The 14,920-nt window shown below is 57.0% G+C and carries 15 protein-coding genes and 2 pseudogenes; 8 read left to right on the top strand and 9 right to left on the bottom strand.

Annotated elements, in window-relative coordinates:
- Window positions 1–180 precede the first annotated feature (180 nt).
- The 4 genes from ACKXF7_RS07155 to ACKXF7_RS07170 all read right to left on the bottom strand — a co-directional run bounded on the left by ACKXF7_RS07155 (window position 181) and on the right by ACKXF7_RS07170 (window position 3,460).
- On the bottom strand, window positions 181–945 hold the full coding sequence (locus ACKXF7_RS07155) for an amino acid ABC transporter ATP-binding protein (protein WP_423742553.1): 765 nt from the start codon (window positions 943–945) through the stop codon (window positions 181–183).
- Window positions 935–1,699 carry an amino acid ABC transporter permease gene (locus ACKXF7_RS07160; RefSeq protein ID WP_339395748.1) on the bottom strand — a complete coding sequence of 255 codons (765 nt, stop codon included), beginning with the start codon at window positions 1,697–1,699 and terminating at the stop codon, window positions 935–937. The genes ACKXF7_RS07155 and ACKXF7_RS07160 overlap by 11 nt, the downstream gene beginning before the upstream one ends.
- Before the next feature lie 117 nt (window positions 1,700–1,816).
- Window positions 1,817–2,656, bottom strand: a complete 840-nt coding sequence (locus tag ACKXF7_RS07165; protein WP_423742554.1) for an amino acid ABC transporter substrate-binding protein — start codon at window positions 2,654–2,656, stop codon at window positions 1,817–1,819.
- A gap of 228 nt (window positions 2,657–2,884) precedes the next feature.
- Window positions 2,885–3,460: a nitroreductase family protein gene (locus ACKXF7_RS07170; protein ID WP_423742555.1), complete on the bottom strand. Its 576-nt coding sequence runs from the start codon at window positions 3,458–3,460 to the stop codon at window positions 2,885–2,887.
- Window positions 3,461–3,662: 202 nt separating this feature from the next.
- Here ACKXF7_RS07170 and ACKXF7_RS07175 point away from each other — a divergent pair, with 202 nt between their 5' ends.
- From ACKXF7_RS07175 to ACKXF7_RS07185, 3 genes are all read left to right on the top strand, one after another.
- Window positions 3,663–3,788, top strand: coding sequence for a hypothetical protein (locus ACKXF7_RS07175; protein WP_423742556.1), 126 nt, complete (start codon window positions 3,663–3,665; stop codon window positions 3,786–3,788).
- Between the two features lie 187 nt (window positions 3,789–3,975).
- On the top strand, window positions 3,976–4,335 hold the full coding sequence (locus tag ACKXF7_RS07180) for a twin-arginine translocation signal domain-containing protein (protein ID WP_423742557.1): 360 nt from the start codon (window positions 3,976–3,978) through the stop codon (window positions 4,333–4,335).
- A 191-nt stretch (window positions 4,336–4,526) separates the two neighbouring features.
- On the top strand, window positions 4,527–5,114 hold the full coding sequence (locus ACKXF7_RS07185) for a twin-arginine translocation signal domain-containing protein (protein ID WP_423742558.1): 588 nt from the start codon (window positions 4,527–4,529) through the stop codon (window positions 5,112–5,114).
- Window positions 5,115–5,296: 182 nt separating this feature from the next.
- Here ACKXF7_RS07185 and ACKXF7_RS07190 read toward each other — a convergent pair whose 3' ends face one another.
- The 3 genes and pseudogenes from ACKXF7_RS07190 to ACKXF7_RS07200 form a co-directional block, all read right to left on the bottom strand.
- Window positions 5,297–5,527, bottom strand: coding sequence for a threonine/serine exporter family protein (locus tag ACKXF7_RS07190; protein ID WP_423742559.1), 231 nt, complete (start codon window positions 5,525–5,527; stop codon window positions 5,297–5,299).
- A gap of 88 nt (window positions 5,528–5,615) precedes the next feature.
- Window positions 5,616–5,756: pseudogene (locus ACKXF7_RS07195) on the bottom strand (threonine/serine exporter family protein); the annotation flags it as partial.
- Window positions 5,753–6,544: a threonine/serine exporter family protein gene (locus ACKXF7_RS07200; protein WP_339395741.1), complete on the bottom strand. Its 792-nt coding sequence runs from the start codon at window positions 6,542–6,544 to the stop codon at window positions 5,753–5,755. The pseudogene ACKXF7_RS07195 and the gene ACKXF7_RS07200, both read right to left, overlap by 4 nt.
- 954 nt (window positions 6,545–7,498) lie before the next feature.
- Here ACKXF7_RS07200 and ACKXF7_RS07205 point away from each other — a divergent pair.
- The 5 genes and pseudogenes from ACKXF7_RS07205 to metA all read left to right on the top strand — a co-directional run bounded on the left by ACKXF7_RS07205 (window position 7,499) and on the right by metA (window position 12,948).
- Entirely contained in the window at window positions 7,499–8,419 is a 921-nt protein-coding gene (locus ACKXF7_RS07205; protein ID WP_249237238.1) for a MetQ/NlpA family ABC transporter substrate-binding protein, read from the top strand.
- 188 nt (window positions 8,420–8,607) lie between these two features.
- Window positions 8,608–9,620, top strand: a pseudogene (locus ACKXF7_RS07210) (methionine ABC transporter ATP-binding protein).
- Complete coding sequence (locus ACKXF7_RS07215; RefSeq protein WP_249237236.1) at window positions 9,617–10,273, top strand: methionine ABC transporter permease; 657 nt, start codon at window positions 9,617–9,619, stop codon at window positions 10,271–10,273. The pseudogene ACKXF7_RS07210 and the gene ACKXF7_RS07215 overlap by 4 nt, the downstream one beginning before the upstream one ends.
- Before the next feature lie 253 nt (window positions 10,274–10,526).
- Complete coding sequence (locus tag ACKXF7_RS07220) at window positions 10,527–11,801, top strand: O-acetylhomoserine aminocarboxypropyltransferase/cysteine synthase family protein (protein WP_249237235.1); 1,275 nt, start codon at window positions 10,527–10,529, stop codon at window positions 11,799–11,801.
- A gap of 214 nt (window positions 11,802–12,015) precedes the next feature.
- Window positions 12,016–12,948: a homoserine O-acetyltransferase MetA gene (gene metA / locus ACKXF7_RS07225; RefSeq protein WP_423742560.1), complete on the top strand. Its 933-nt coding sequence runs from the start codon at window positions 12,016–12,018 to the stop codon at window positions 12,946–12,948.
- Window positions 12,949–13,292: 344 nt separating this feature from the next.
- Here metA and ACKXF7_RS07230 read toward each other — a convergent pair whose 3' ends face one another.
- Both ACKXF7_RS07230 and ACKXF7_RS07235 read right to left on the bottom strand, forming a co-directional pair.
- Entirely contained in the window at window positions 13,293–13,877 is a 585-nt protein-coding gene (locus tag ACKXF7_RS07230; protein ID WP_423742561.1) for a flavin reductase family protein, read from the bottom strand.
- A complete protein-coding gene (locus ACKXF7_RS07235) occupies window positions 13,874–14,854 on the bottom strand; it encodes a glycosyltransferase family 2 protein (protein ID WP_423742562.1) in 981 nt (326 codons plus the stop codon). The genes ACKXF7_RS07230 and ACKXF7_RS07235 overlap by 4 nt, the downstream gene beginning before the upstream one ends.
- Between the last annotated feature and the right edge of the window lie 66 nt (window positions 14,855–14,920).

Raw genomic sequence — 14,920 nt, forward strand, 5'->3', positions numbered from 1 at the left:
GATAGTTTCCTAAGCAAATGATCCGCTGGGGTGGGACCCTGTTGCCGCAGGCAATAGGGCGGGCGATGGAATGGCCCGTTGCATTTGCGTGGAAAGCTATCTGATGGCCTGCATCATAAGAATAACAAAAAACCTCCGCTGTGTTTTGCACGGCGGAGGTTTTTGCTATGTGGAAAAATATTACAGCATCTTGGAAAGGAACGCTTTCAGTCTGGGATGCTTCGGGTTCGTGAACAGTTCCTGCGGCGGCTCGTCCTCCTGGATCTTGCCGTCGTCGATGAAGATGACGCGGTTGGACACCTCGCGGGCAAAGCCCATTTCGTGGGTGACCACCAGCATGGTGATGCCGGTGTGGGCCAGCTCCTTCATCAGCTCCAGAACCTCGCCCACCATTTCGGGGTCGAGGGCGCTGGTGGGCTCGTCGAACAGGATCACGTCCGGGTCCATGGCAAGGGCACGGGCAATGGCAATGCGCTGCTGCTGGCCGCCGGAAAGGCTCTTGGGGTAGGCATCGGCCTTGTCGGACAGGCCCACGCGGGCCAGCAGCTCGTCGGCCTTGTCGGAAATGGCCTGCTTATCCTTGAGCTTGAGCAGGGTGGGGGCCAGCTCAAGGTTCCTCTTCACGGTCAGGTGGGGGAAGAGGTTGAAGTGCTGGAACACCATGCCCATCTTCTGGCGCACAGCGTCGATGTGGGCTTCGTCCACCTCGGTGCCCTCAAATTTGATGCTGCCGGAGGAGGGGATCTCCAGCCGGTTCAGGCAGCGCAGAAAGGTGGATTTGCCGCAGCCGGAGGGGCCGATCAGGCAGACCACGTCGCCGCGGTAGATGTCGATGTCAATGCCCTTCAGCACGTCCAGCGTGGGGGTGGGCTGCTTTGCGCCCGGCTTTTTTTCGCCGCCGTAGGTCTTTGTCAGGCCACGGACTTCCAGAATCTTATCGGTCACTTTGAGCAAGCCTCCTCTCAAACTTTGCCAGCAGACGGGTGAACAGCATGACCAGCACAAGGTAGATCAGTGCAACGCCCAGCAGCGGGAACATGGCCTCGTAGGTGCGGTTCATGATGCCCTGTGCGGCGTACAGCAGCTCCTTGCCGCCGATGACCGTGATCAGGGAGGTATCCTTCAGCAGGACGATGAACTCGTTGCCCAGTGCGGGCAGCACCGCACGGATGGCCTGCGGGATGATGATGACCACCATGGTGGTCATGTAGTTCAGGCCAAGGCTGCGTCCGGCCTCCATCTGGCCGGGGTCAACGGCCATCAGGCCGCCGCGGATGATCTCGGACACATAGGCACCCGAGTTGATGCCCAGTGCCAGCGCACCCACCATGGTAAAGTTGCGGCTGTTGGCAAAGATGACCATGCTCATGATGAGCAGCTGCACCATCATGGGCGTGCCGCGGATGATGGTGGTGTACACCTGACACACCGCATTGAAGAAGCCCAGCACCGGGTTTTTGCGGCCGGGGCGCTGCTGGTCGTGTGCCACACGCACCAGTGCCACCACGCTGCCCAGCACGATGCCCAGTGCCAGCGCAATAGCAGTGACCAGCAGGGTGGTGCCCACGCCGTTGATGTACTGGAGCCAGCGGTCTTTCAGGATGAACGCCTGATAAAACTTGAAAAAGAATTCCTGCTCGAAGTTGAGCGTAGTGCCGCTGTTGAGCAGCTCTTTGAGCAGTTCGTACTGTGCAGCCATTCGCATCCTCACTTTCCTGTTCTGATTTTGTTAATCTTTTGTAACCACTTATTTCCAAAAAAGGGGAGGTGCCCCAGTTGGGGCTGCCTCCCCGTGGCTCAGATGTCAGCCGCCGGATTATTCGGCGGTGATGTACTTGTCCACGATGGCCTGCAGGGTGCCGTCAGCCTTCAGCTCTTCCAGAACGGAGTTGACAGCGTCCTCCAGCGGAGAGTTCTTTGCCATGCCGATGGCGTAGTCTTCCTCGGCGTAGCTGGTATCCAGGATCTTCAGGCCGGGGTTGGCAGCAATGAACTCCTGGGCGGGAGCGTTGTCGATGACAACGGCATCCACCTGACCGTTGTTCAGAGCCTGCACAGCGGTCAGACCGTCGTCGTAAGCCACGACGTTTTCATCACCGAAATCATCGGAGCAGTAGATGTAGCCGGTGGTGCCGCGCTGGGTGCCGATCTTCTTGCCTGCCAGATCATCCGGGGAAGCAATGTCAGAGCCCTCGGGAACGATGATGGACTGGATGCCGGTAGCGTAGCTGTCGGAGAAGTCCATCACAGCCTTGCGCTCGTCGGTAACGGTAACGCCGGCCATAACAATGTCGGCCTTACCCTGCTGCACGCTCAGCAGAGCGGCGTCAAAGTCCATATCATCGATCTGCAGCTCCAGACCCAGCTTATCAGCGATGGCCTGAGCGGTCTCGATGTCGATACCCTCAAAATCGCCTGCATCGGTGGTCATCTCATACGGAGGGAAGGCAGCGTTGGTGGCCATGGTCAGCTTGCCAGTCTCAACGGTGGTCAGCTCGCCAGCGGCAGCGCTGGTGGAAGCAGCTGCGGAAGAAGCAGCAGAGCTTGCCACGGAGGAAGCCACGCTGGAAGCGGAACCGCCGCAGGCGGTCAGAGCCAGAGCAGCAACGGACAGACCGGCAGCAGCCAGAAAGCTGCGACGAGAGATCTTTTTCATATTCAAACACTCCTCAAATGTACTGTATAGTTTCCGGCCCACCGGAACGATGCGATTCATCGAACAACCGGTGAACGGATTTAGTATAGATTGTACAAATTGAAAAGTCAATACTTGTGCAAAAAATCTGACGATTTGAAACCGAATTGATAACAATTATGCATTGCAGAGAAAGAAAAACTGCATATATGCAAAAACTCCTTCCGTCAGGGCGGATGCCGTTTCCCGTTACAGATACCTTGCGATCTCTTCCCTGCTCCGCTTGGGCACGCAGTAATCCCGGTGTTCGTCCAGATAATACTTCACGCCGGTCTGTTCGGTCAGCGGCACGATGCCGGCCTTGTGGGCCGGGTAGCCGAAGGCCACCATGAACGCCAGCTTCTGCGGCTCTTCAATGCCCAGCAGCCGGGTGAGCGCGGGCTTGTTGATGGCACCCATGATGCAGCTGCCCACGCCTTTGGCCCATGCGGCAAGGGTCATGTTGGCAAGTGCGATGCCGGTATCGGTGGCAAGGTCGCCGGGGATGGAGGTGTCCTGCATCACTGCCACGTACAGGGTGGGCAGCTCGTCCGCTTTGGGGGTGCCCTGCTCCGGCGGCAGATAGGCGGCCCACTTGACCAGCGGCTGTACCCTGGCCACATCCTCGGGCCTGTTCACCACCACCAGACGCACGGCCTGACGGTTGGCCCCGCAGGAGGAAAGCCGGAGGGCCTCGATGATATCCTCCACCACGTCCTGCGGCACCGCTTTCTGCTCAAAGCGGCGGTAGGTGCGGCGGGAAGCAAGAAGCTCCATGACAGACATAAAAAATCCCTCGTTTCGCTGAAAATCTCGTAAAATCGGTGGTATACTGACAGCAGTATAGCAGATGCGGCAGGGCTGTGCAACACTGCAGCTGAAAAACCGTGCGCCCGGGCAGAAAAATTTGCGGCGCACGACAGGCTTTGATCCCATCTGACAAATAGAACGTGGTAAACTGTGAAAAACAAAGAAGGAGGAAGAAACCATGAAACTGGTGGTTGGGCTTGTGCTTTTTTTGGTGGGGATCAATGTGGGCTTTGTGACGGCAGGCCTGATGCATGCGGCAAAAGGGGAACATGAGCAGACGAGAGATGAAAACGGGACATGCTGAGGATGAATAAAAATAACACAGATACGCTTGAAAAGTTGTGATGGATTAACTTGCTGTGAAAATCTTGACAATCAAAAAACAGTATGGTATCTTACTGTTAGTTAAAACGAACTAACCGCGACATTCTTGGTTAGTCTGTTTCGCTATGGAAAAGTACAAATAGCAGAAAAATCAGGAGGATAGAACGATGTTTAAGATTTCTCGCCGCAATTTCATCAAGGGCGCAGGCATGGCTGCTCTGGCTGTAGCTGCTGCCGGTATGCTGACTGGCTGTGGTTCCAGTGCTCCGGAAATGGTGGATGTTACTGTAAAGTATACCAAGCTGAACACGCTGCTCAGCCGTTATGATACGATTGGCAAGGAAGGTGAGTATGACGAGACCATCAGCGTTGTGAAGGGTCAGAAAACCATCAAGAAAGAGCAGTTGACGAAGCTGGGTTCTGTGTGCCAGAACTCGGGCTACAGCGCTGAGAAGGCACCGGAGGAAATTGAAATCGACTGGACGGGCAAGACTCCGGTCGCTCAGGTCAAGCTGTCTGAGTTCTAACATTAAGCGCAGCAGAAGAATAGAAACGAAAAGACGGTAGTCACAAGACTGCCGTCTTTTTTCTGCGTCCGGCGGCAAAAGATGCCAAAAATCACTTGACAAACGGTTACCGGGGGGGGTATTATATAGGAAAAGCAGGCTCCACAAAAAAGTGATCGGGGCGTGCAGAAAAGATTGTGAGGTTGATTCTTATGTCTAACATTTCTCGTCGTAAGTTCCTCAAGGGCGCAGGTGTCGCCGCTCTGGCTGTTGCTGCTGCCGGTGTTCTGGCTGGCTGCTCCGATCAGAGCACGCCCGATACGGGCAAAAAGCGTCCGATCACGCTGAAGTACATGGTGACCAAGGGCGGAAGCATCGTCAAGGAAGTGCCCATTGAAGTTCCTGCTCTGGCTGATACCGTGACTTTTGCGACCATTAAGGAAAATGTGCCTGCCGATCTGAAGGATTATGAGTTCGACAGCACTGAGGACAAGAAGATCCCCGCCGATGGCGTTGTCGTCATTAAGATGTACAAGAAGGCAGCTGCAAAGCCTACGAAGAAGGTTACGATCAAGTATACTACTGGCACCAGCGAGATCAAGGGCGGCACGGACTTTATGTTCTATGAGCTGGAGGTTGATGAGAATGCAACGGCCCTCACTCAGAAGCAGCTGGATAGTCTGGCGAATGAGAACGGCAAGTATAAAGTTCTGAATGCTACTGAACTGTTCGGTGGTATGACCCAGAACGGTATCATTAAAGATGGCGTTGCAACCGTTTACGTTGAGGCGAAGAACTGAATCGCTCATAAAGCAGTATGAAAAAGAGAGCTGCCGTAAAACAGCTCCCTGAATCGATCATGCACAAAACCCGGAACCTTTTCGGGGCCTGAATGGCTCAGAAGGGTTCCGGGTTTCTGCTTTTTTTTTGCAGGATGCCGATGTGTTTTTATTTTGTAGCAGATATGCTGTATCCGTAAACATCACACTTTGTTCCGATGCCGCTTTGGAATGGGCACGCTGAGCACCAGACTGATGCCGATGGCCAGCGCAACGGCTACCTTAAAGGTGCTGATGCCGTTGGAAAGGGCCAGCGCATTGTTGCCCTGTATAAAATAGTAGGCGGTGTAGTAGATGCCCGCGCCGGGCACCAGCGGGAAAATGCCGGACAGCAGGAACACCGTCACCGGCATTTTGAGGGTGATGGCGAACACCCGGGTGAGCAGGGTGAGGGGATTTCACCGCCAGCAGGGAGGCCGCGGCACTGTCTGCCCCCAGCATTACGGCCAGCTCGTAGACGAACCAGCCCACGGCACCCACCAGCCCGCAGAAGAACAGGCTTTTGCGGGGGCACGCAAACAGGACGGCAAAGCACAGGGTGCCGACCCCTGCAATGAAGAACTGCGCCGCCAGCTCTCCGATCTGTGTACTGGTGAGCATCATGCGACCACCACCCCCGTAAAGAATGTATAAAGGCTCAGCACAAGGCCGGTGCCAATGGCAATGCTGGCCGCAATGAGCAGTGCATCGATCATACGGATGGTGCCGGAAAGGTAGTCGCCTTGCACGAAATCCCGGATGCCCATGGTGAACGCGATGCCCGGCGTCAGGATCATCAGTGAACCAATGATAGCGTGGCTGGCAGAGGTGCCCAGCAGGCTGCAGCCCAGAATGCACGTCAGCGTGATGAGCGCCGCACAGCTGATCTTGCAAAAGCCGCCGGGCAGGTCGTGCCGGCCGCACAGCAGCAGATACCCGTTGGCAAGAAAGCCTGCCAGTGCCGCCGCCAATGCGCTGCGCAGCGTGCCGCCGAAGATCAGCGCAAAGCAGAACGCGCCGCACATGCCGGAGACCAGCTGCACCCAGTCCTTGGGGAAGGGAATGCGCCGTGCCAGCACAAGGCGGCTCTCGGCCTCGTCCAGAGTCATATTGCCCTCGGCGATCTCGCGGGAGAGGGCGTTCACTGCCGCCACCCGGCTCAGATGGGTGGTGCGGCTGGGCACATTGCGCACCTCGCTGATCTCGGCGGTGCCCGCACTGGCAAAGATGCCGTTGGTCAGCACATAAACGTGGAACTCCCGCAGATGGAACGACCGGGCCATGATCTCCATGGTCTGCTCCACCCGGAACACCTCGGCACCGTTTTCCAGCAGTGTCTGCCCCGCCGCCATGATAAAATCCATGATGCGGCGGCGCAGCTCCTCGTCCGGAAAGACCTCTCTGCCGGTCATTGCTGCACCTCCCTTGTGATGAATGTCGTCTTATTCTACCATGTCCGTGGCTGGCGCACAAGAGGAAAATGCACAGGCTTGACATTCTATCTGAAATAAACTATACTAAAAACAGAAAAAAGGTGCTGTCCGCAATGGTCAGCTCCCTCTGGCTAGTCAATAAGAATGACCGCTCAGCGTTTGGAAGACTGTGGGCGGTCATTTCTTATTGTTATGGATCTCTTTGAAGATCGTCCATGTGATCTGAAACGTCATGTAGACCGCACCGCCAATGGCGGTGAGCAGTGTCAGTACGTCATTCCATTCCATGAGGCATCCCCCCTTTCGCGTTTGCGGACGGGGGAATCAAAAACAACAAGCTTTTTACGTCCCCCGACGCTTGCCGGAGGAAGCCAGACCACCTGCACTTGCAGACAACACCTTAACACCGCCGAAGCGGCAAGACAAGTATATCATAGAGCGGCAGACTTCGCAATCAGGGGATAAAAATCGCAATTCCCTACCGAAAAACTTCGTTTTGCCTGTTGACAAATCCGGCAGATGGGGTTATTATAAATGCAATATCACAAAAATGGCTGTGAAGAGAAGAGTAGGCCTTCGCATTGATCCTTACCAGAAAGCCCGGGCGATGGAAAAGGGCGGGAAACAGGAAGCTGAAAATGGTCTCGGAGCCGTGCGGGCGAGGCGCATGAGTGCTAAGTCTGCAACGGGAGCGCCCGTTACAGCGTCCGGCTGTAAGCAGCATTGCTGCCGCAGCATCGAGGCTGTGCCCGTGAGGGTACGGTAAACCAAGGTGGTACCACGGAAGTATGTTATGCTCCCGTCCTTGCTGAGCGTTATGGCGCAAAGTCAAGGACGGGAGCTTTTTTCATGCTTGCGTTCACAGGCCGCGTGCGGAACTGTGCCGTGCGGGCCGCAGTACATTTTATTAAGCAATAGAGAGGGAACAAAACTATGATTACTCGTCGTGATTTTCTGAAGGTTTCTGGCGTCGCAGCTGCTGCAGCTGCCCTGACCGCATGCGGCGGCTCTTCTTCCACCGCATCTTCCGCTGCTTCCGGCACTGCTTCTTCTGCAGCTGCTTCCACTGCAGCAAAGCTGGATAAGGTGAAGGTGGCTGTGCCCAACGATACCACCAACGAGGCACGTGCTCTGACTCTGCTGGAGAAGAACGGCTTCTTTAAGCTGAAGGCAGACGCCGGCCTGACCGCTACCAAGAACGACATCGAGGAGAACCCCCTGAATGTCACCGTCGATGAGGTGGAGGCCGCTCAGGTGCCCAACGTCCTGCAGGATGAGGACTACGCCGTTATCAACTCCAACTACGCAATTCCTGCTGGTCTGGACCCCATGACCGACGCTCTGGCAATGGAGGACGGCTCTTCTGATTACGTCAACGTGCTGGTCTGCAAGGAGGGCAACGAGAACGAGCCCAAGATCAAGGCTCTGGTGGCTGCTCTGCAGAGCCAGCAGGTCAAGGACTTCATGGATGAAAACTACAAGGGAGCTGTGGTCTCTGTTGTGGAGAACCCCACCGACGGCTACGACTCTTCCATCGACTACGATGCACTGAACGGCGAGACCGTCAGCTGCGCTGCTACCCCGGCTCCCCACTGCGAGGTGCTGGAGGTCTGCAAGGACATTCTGGCTGCCAAGGGCATCACTCTGGACATTCAGGAGTACGATGACTATGTGATCCCCAACACCATCGTTGAGGACGGCCAGTGCGACACCAACTACTTCCAGCATCAGCCGTATCTGGACAACTTCAACGAGGAAAAGGGCACCCATCTGGTGACCGTTGCCGGCATCCATGTGGAGCCCATGGGCATCTACGGCGGCAAGCAGGACAGCCTGGCACCGATCCAGGGCTAAGCAAACCCTCTCAGCCTCACTTCGTTCGGCAGCTCCCCCGATGGGGGAGCTTTATGAGCTGGTACAGTAAAATATCACTTCTCATCAGAAGGAATCCCTTTCCGTCAGAAGCAAAAAGCTCGCCCTTCGGGAGAGCTGGCACGGCGTAAGCCGTGACTGAGAGGGCTTCCATACAAGGAGCAATTTCTGTGATCGAGATCAAACATCTTTCCAAGACCTTCCAGATGAAGGACGGCGCAGTGAATGCGCTGAAGGACATCAACCTCACCATTCCGGATGGTTCGATTTACGGCATCATTGGCATGTCCGGTGCGGGCAAATCCACGCTGGTGCGCTGCATCAATCTGCTGGAGCGCCCCACCGAGGGCAGCGTTGTCATTGACGGCACCGCGATGGAGACCCTGAACCCGGCCCAGCTGCGTGAGCGCCGCCGTGAGATCACCATGATCTTCCAGCAGTTCAACCTGCTGATGCAGCGCAGCTGCCTGAAGAACATCTGCTTCCCCATGGAGCTGGCCGGTGTAAAGAAGGCAGATGCCGAAAAGCGCGCCAGAGAGCTGCTGGAGGTGGTGGGCCTGCCCGATAAGGCCAACGCCTACCCGGCACAGCTGTCCGGCGGTCAGAAGCAGCGCATTGCCATTGCCCGCGCACTGGCAACGGACCCCAAGGTCCTGCTGTGCGACGAGGCTACCAGTGCGCTGGACCCCAACACCACCCATGCCATCCTGACCCTGATCAAGGACATCAACAAGAAGCTGGGCATCACGGTGGTGGTCATCACCCATCAGATGAGCGTTGTGGAAGAGATCTGCGATCACGTTGCCATTCTGGATGGCGGCGTCGTGGTGGAGGAGGGCTCCGTGCAGGAGATCTTCTCGAACCCCAAGACGCCCGCAGCAAGGCGTCTGGTGGCCCCCAACGGCGGCAGCGCTGCGCGGATCTTTCCAGCTTTGCACCGGACGACCATGTGGTGCGTGTCACCTTCAACGGTTCGTCTACGGCAAAGCCGCTGGTGGCAAGCCTTGCTGCAGAAAAAGGCATTCTGGTGTCGGTGCTCAGCGCCGATACCCGCGACCTGAGCGGTCAGTGCTACGGCTCCATGCTGCTCAAGCTGCCCGCTGATGTGGAGCAGGCAAAGCAGGCTGCGGCCTATATGCGCGCCCAGCCCGGCATTACGGTAGAGGAGGTGACCGGCGAATGAGTATTGCAGATTACGGCTTTGCCATCTGGGAGACCTTTTACGTAACGGTCCTTTCCACCGCGTTTGCGCTGGTGCTGGGCCTGCCGCTGGGTGTGCTGCTGGTAGCGGGTGATAAGGACGGCGTCCTGCCGCTGCCCGGCTGGCTGATGCATACCCTGAACATCATCATCAACATCCTGCGCAGTGTGCCGTTCCTGATCTTGATGATCTGCGTGTTCCCGCTCACCCGTGCCATTGTGGGCACCACGGTGGGCACCACCGCCACCATTGTTCCGCTGGTGGTGGCAGCCTTCCCGTTCGTGGCGCGTCTGGTGGAGACCAGCCTGCGCGAGCTGGACGAAGGCGTGGTGGAAGCCGCCCAGAGCATGGGCGCGACCCCCTTCCAGATCATTACCAAGGTGATGATCCCGGAGTGCCTGCCGGGCCTGATCTCCAGCATGACCACCGCCCTGACCACCATTCTGGGCTACTCGGCCATGTCCGGCGTCATCGGCGGCGGCGGTCTGGGCAAGATCGCTTTGTCCTACGGCTATTACCGCTATCAGACCAACATCATGATCGTCTGCGTCGTGCTGCTGGTGCTGATGGTTCAGGTGTTCCAGACGGTGGGCACCGCATGGGCCACCAGAAGCGATAAGAGGCTGCGGAAGTAACTCCTTCAGTCGCACTTCGTGCGCCAGCTCCCTCGGAGAGGGAGCCTCTGGCGAAGAAAAAACTTTTCGGCATTGCCAAAGCCTCCCTCTTTGAGGGAGGTGGCAAAGCCGACAGGCTTTGACGGAAGGAGTTCTCTCCTCATTTCGCCCCCGACGGGAAGTAAAATTTAACGTTTCAATTCCCCGCCGGAGGCTGCTGCACTCCTGCGGGGAATTGTGTTATACAGACAAACCCAGTAAAGGAGTATGTAGTATGAATCGTGATACCATCTGTGTGCAGGGCGGTTATACCCCCGGCAATGGCGAACCCCGCCAGATTCCCATTATCCAGTCCACCACCTTTAAGTACGCCACCAGTGAGGACATGGGCAAGCTGTTCGATCTGGAAGCCGACGGCTATTTCTATTCCCGTCTGCAGAACCCCACCTGCGACCTTGTGGCCAAAAAGATCTGTGAGCTGGAAGGCGGCACGGCCGCAATGCTGACCAGCAGCGGTCAGGCTGCAAACTTCTTTGCCCTGTTCAACCTCTGCGAAGCAGGCGACCATATCGTGGCATCCAGCACCATTTACGGCGGTACCTTCAACCTGATCTCGGTCACCATGAAAAAGATGGGCATTGAAGCCACCTTCGTGGATCCGCTGTGCACCGAGGAAGAGCTGAACGCCGCATTCCGGCCCAACACCAAGGTGGTGTTCGGCGAGACCATCGCAAACCCGGCCCTGACCGTGCTGGACATCGAGAAGTTTGCCAAGGCTGCTCACGCCCACGGTGTGCCGCTGATCGTGGACAACACCTTTCCCACGCCAGTCAACTGCCGCCCCTTTGAGTGGGGCGCGGACATCGTCACCCACTCCACCACCAAGTACATGGACGGCCACGGCGCAGTGCTGGGCGGTGCCATCGTGGACGGCGGCAAGTTCGATTGGATGGCCCACGCCGACAAGTTCCCCGGCCTGTGTACCCCGGATGACAGCTACCACGGCATTACCTACGCCGAGCGCTTCGGCAAAGAGGGGGCCTTTATCACCAAGGCGACCGCACAGCTGATGCGTGATTTTGGCTCCATGCAGTCGCCCATGAACGCCTACATGCTGAACCTCGGTCTGGAAAGCCTGCATGTCCGGATGCAGCGCCACTGCGCCAACGGCATGGCCGTGGCAGAGTTCCTTGAGAGCCATCCCAAGGTGGCCTACGTGAACTACTGCGGTCTGGAGTCCAGCCCGTACCATGCACTGGCGGAGAAGTATCTGCCGAATGGCAGCTGCGGCGTGGTCAGCTTTGGTCTGGCCGGCGGTCGTGAGGCTGCAAGCATCTTTATGAAGAATCTGAAGCTGGCAGCCATCGAGACCCATGTGGCCGATGCCCGTACCTGCTGCCTGAACCCTGCATCCAGCACCCACCGCCAGATGAACGATGAGCAGCTGAAGGCTGCCGGTGTGCCCGCAGAGCTGGTGCGCATGAGCTGCGGTCTGGAAAGCAGCGAGGATCTCATTGCGGATATCGCACAGGCGCTGGATAAGATCTAAAAGGCAAACGGGTTCGCCCTCTCAGCTTCACTTCGTTCAGCAGCTCCCCCAAAGGGTGAGCTTTATGTATCTGCCGGTTTGGGCCCCTCTCCATAAAAAGGTACTCCAGAAAAGCCCGCGGGCTTTTCTGGAGTACAAAGTACAAAAATAAATTCCGCTGAAGATAGCCAGAGCGTCAGCGGAGGCTATTCTAAATCGTTAGGAGTACGACACTATGCCGCTGATCATTCCCAAGACTCTGCCTGCTTACGATGCCCTGTACAAGGAGAACGTCTTTGTCATGCACCGCGAGCGCGCCCTCGCCCAGCACATCCGGCCGCTGGAGATCCTGATCCTGAATCTGATGCCCACCAAGATCACCACCGAGACCCAGATCGCCCGTCTGCTGGCAAATACCCCGCTGCAGGTGCACATGACCCTGCTGCAGACGGCCAGCCATGCGGCGACCCATGTTTCGGCGGCACACCTCGAATCGTTCTATAAGAACTTTGACGAGGTAAAAAACAACCGCTACGATGGCATGATCATCACCGGTGCACCGGTGGAGACCATGGACTTTGAGCAGGTGGATTACTGGCAGGAACTGTGCGAGATCATGGACTTCAGCGAGACGAATGTCTACTCCACCCTGCATGTGTGCTGGGGCGCGCAGGCGGGCCTGTACTACCACTACGGCGTGCACAAGCAGCTGCTGCCGGAAAAGATGTTCGGCGTGTTCGAGCACCGGGTCGTCCGCCCGTCAAACCCGCTGGTGCGCGGCTTTGACGAGGTGTTCTATGCGCCCCACAGCCGCCACACCGGCATCAGCCGCGAGGATGTGGACAACTGCAAGGCTCTGCGCATCCTTGCCGAGAGCGATGTGGCCGGGCCCTTCCTCATGAGCACCGAGAACGGACGGCAGATCTTTGTCACCGGCCACCCGGAGTACGACAAATACACGCTGGATTCGGAGTACCGCCGCGATGTGGACAAGGGCCTGCCCATCCACGTGCCGGTGAATTACTACCCGGACGATGATCCCACAAAGCCGCCGCTGTTCCGCTGGCGTGCCCACGCCCACCTGCTGTATGAGAACTGGCTGAACTACTATGTCTACCAGAACACCCCCTATGATCTGGGCGAGATCCAGCGCGTAAAGCACGAATAAATGCAAAAGAAAACCGGTATTGCGTCAAAATTGCGCGATACCGGTTTTTGTGCTATACTGTTCCTGCGGCCCTTCTCCATTCCCCTAACCGCGGAAAGGAGGTGAACCCCTTGGAAACTCTCTCTACATTTATTCAAACCGTTGCCGCGCAGGTAGTTGCCTACTATCTGTGCACATGGATCGACGGTAAGATCGGCAAGGGCAGCAAACACTAAAAGAAGCCCCCGGTACTGACACTACCGGGGGCTTCGTGTTTCGGCATGAACCCGATGGATTCAATCTCTCTACATTGCCTATCTTTAGTATATGCAGTTTTGGGCAAAAGTCAAGCAATGAAATGTAAATTATTTTTTACGCCTTACCGGCTTTTTCTTGCGCACGCTGTAGCCAAAGGTGCCCAGCTTCCGGCCCAGAGCCAGATAGTCACCGTGGCTGTAGACGATGAGTTTTGCCTTTTCGAGACACAGCTTGCCGCTTTCGTCCAGCAGGCTTTCGTCCACATCACAGGCCACCACTTCGGCAAGGAACAGATCGTGGCTGCCCAGCGGGATCACCTGGGTCACCCTGCACTCAAGGTTCACCGGGCTTTCTTCCAGAATGGGGCAGTCGGTCAGCACGGTGCCGGGGGCGGCGTGCAGGCCGCAGGCGGCAAACTTGTCCACGTCACGGCCGCTTTTCACGCCGCACCAGTCCACCGAACGCACCAGCGCTTCGGTGGGCAGATTGATGGCAAACTGTCCGCTTTCCTGAATGAGGTGGTGGCTGTAGCGTTCCGGCCGAACGCTGATGGATACCATGCTGGGCTGGGTGCAGATGGTGCCCGTCCAGCCGATGGTGATGAGATTGGGCTTTTCCAGCCCGCCGCAGGACACCAGTACCGGCGGTTCCGGGTTCAGCAGGGTGCTGCCGCGCCAGCTCTGTTTGCTCATCCGTGATACTTCCTTTCGTAGGGGGCCCAGGTGCGCTCGCTGATGATGTAGCGCGGACGGGCCTTGGTCTCCATATAGATCTTACCGATATATTCGCCGATGACGCCCAGACACACCAGCTGCACGCCGCTCATGAAGCAGACGATGCACACGATGGAGGCCCAGCCGGCCACGCTGCTGCCCATGGCGGCGCACACGATGGCCCAGATGACCCCGATAAAGCCGACCAGGCTCACGGCGATGCCCGCCCCGGTAATGATGCGGATGGGCTTGTTGGAAAGGCTGGTGATGCCGTCAAAGGCCAGCGCCAGCATCTTGCTCAGGGGGTAGTGGCTCTCACCGGCAAGGCGCTCATGGCGCTCGTAGGTGACAACATCGCTCCGGAAGCCCACCAGAGGCACCATACCGCGCAGGAAAATGTTCACTTCTCTGTAGTCGGCAAAGCTTTCCAGCACACGGGTGCTGATGAGGCGGTAGTCTGCGTGGTTGAACACGATGTCCGCACCCAGAGCGTTCATCACATGGTAAAAACCCTCGGCGGTGAACCGCTTGAAGAAGGTGTCCGTATCGCGGCGGCTGCGCACACCATAGACCACCTCGGCACCGTCCAGATACTTTTTTACCATCTCGTCCATGGCGTTGATGTCATCCTGACCATCGCAGTCGATGGAAATGGTAATATCGCAGGTGCCGCTGTGCAGCGCCTCCATCAGACCGGCCAGCACGGCGTTCTGGTGGCCGCGGTTGCGGCTCTGGGCGATGCCGATGTAGTGCTCATCCTGCGCAGCAAAACTCTGGATCAGCTCCCATGTCTTGTCTTTGGAGCCGTCGTTCACGAACAGCACCCGGCTCTTCTCGCTCACAAGGCCCTGTGCGGCCAGAGAATGGATCTTTTCCAGAAACATGGGTGCTGTGATGGGCAGCACCTGCTCTTCGTTGTAGCAGGGGATCACGATCCATAAAATCGGTTTTGACATATTTAAAAATACTCCTTAAAAATAACAAGATAATGCCGCTGACGGTTACGGCCTTCCAGTGAAAAA

This window comes from Faecalibacterium sp. 7, from assembly GCF_049562865.1.
Taxonomy (GTDB): domain Bacteria; phylum Bacillota; class Clostridia; order Oscillospirales; family Ruminococcaceae; genus Faecalibacterium; species Faecalibacterium wellingii.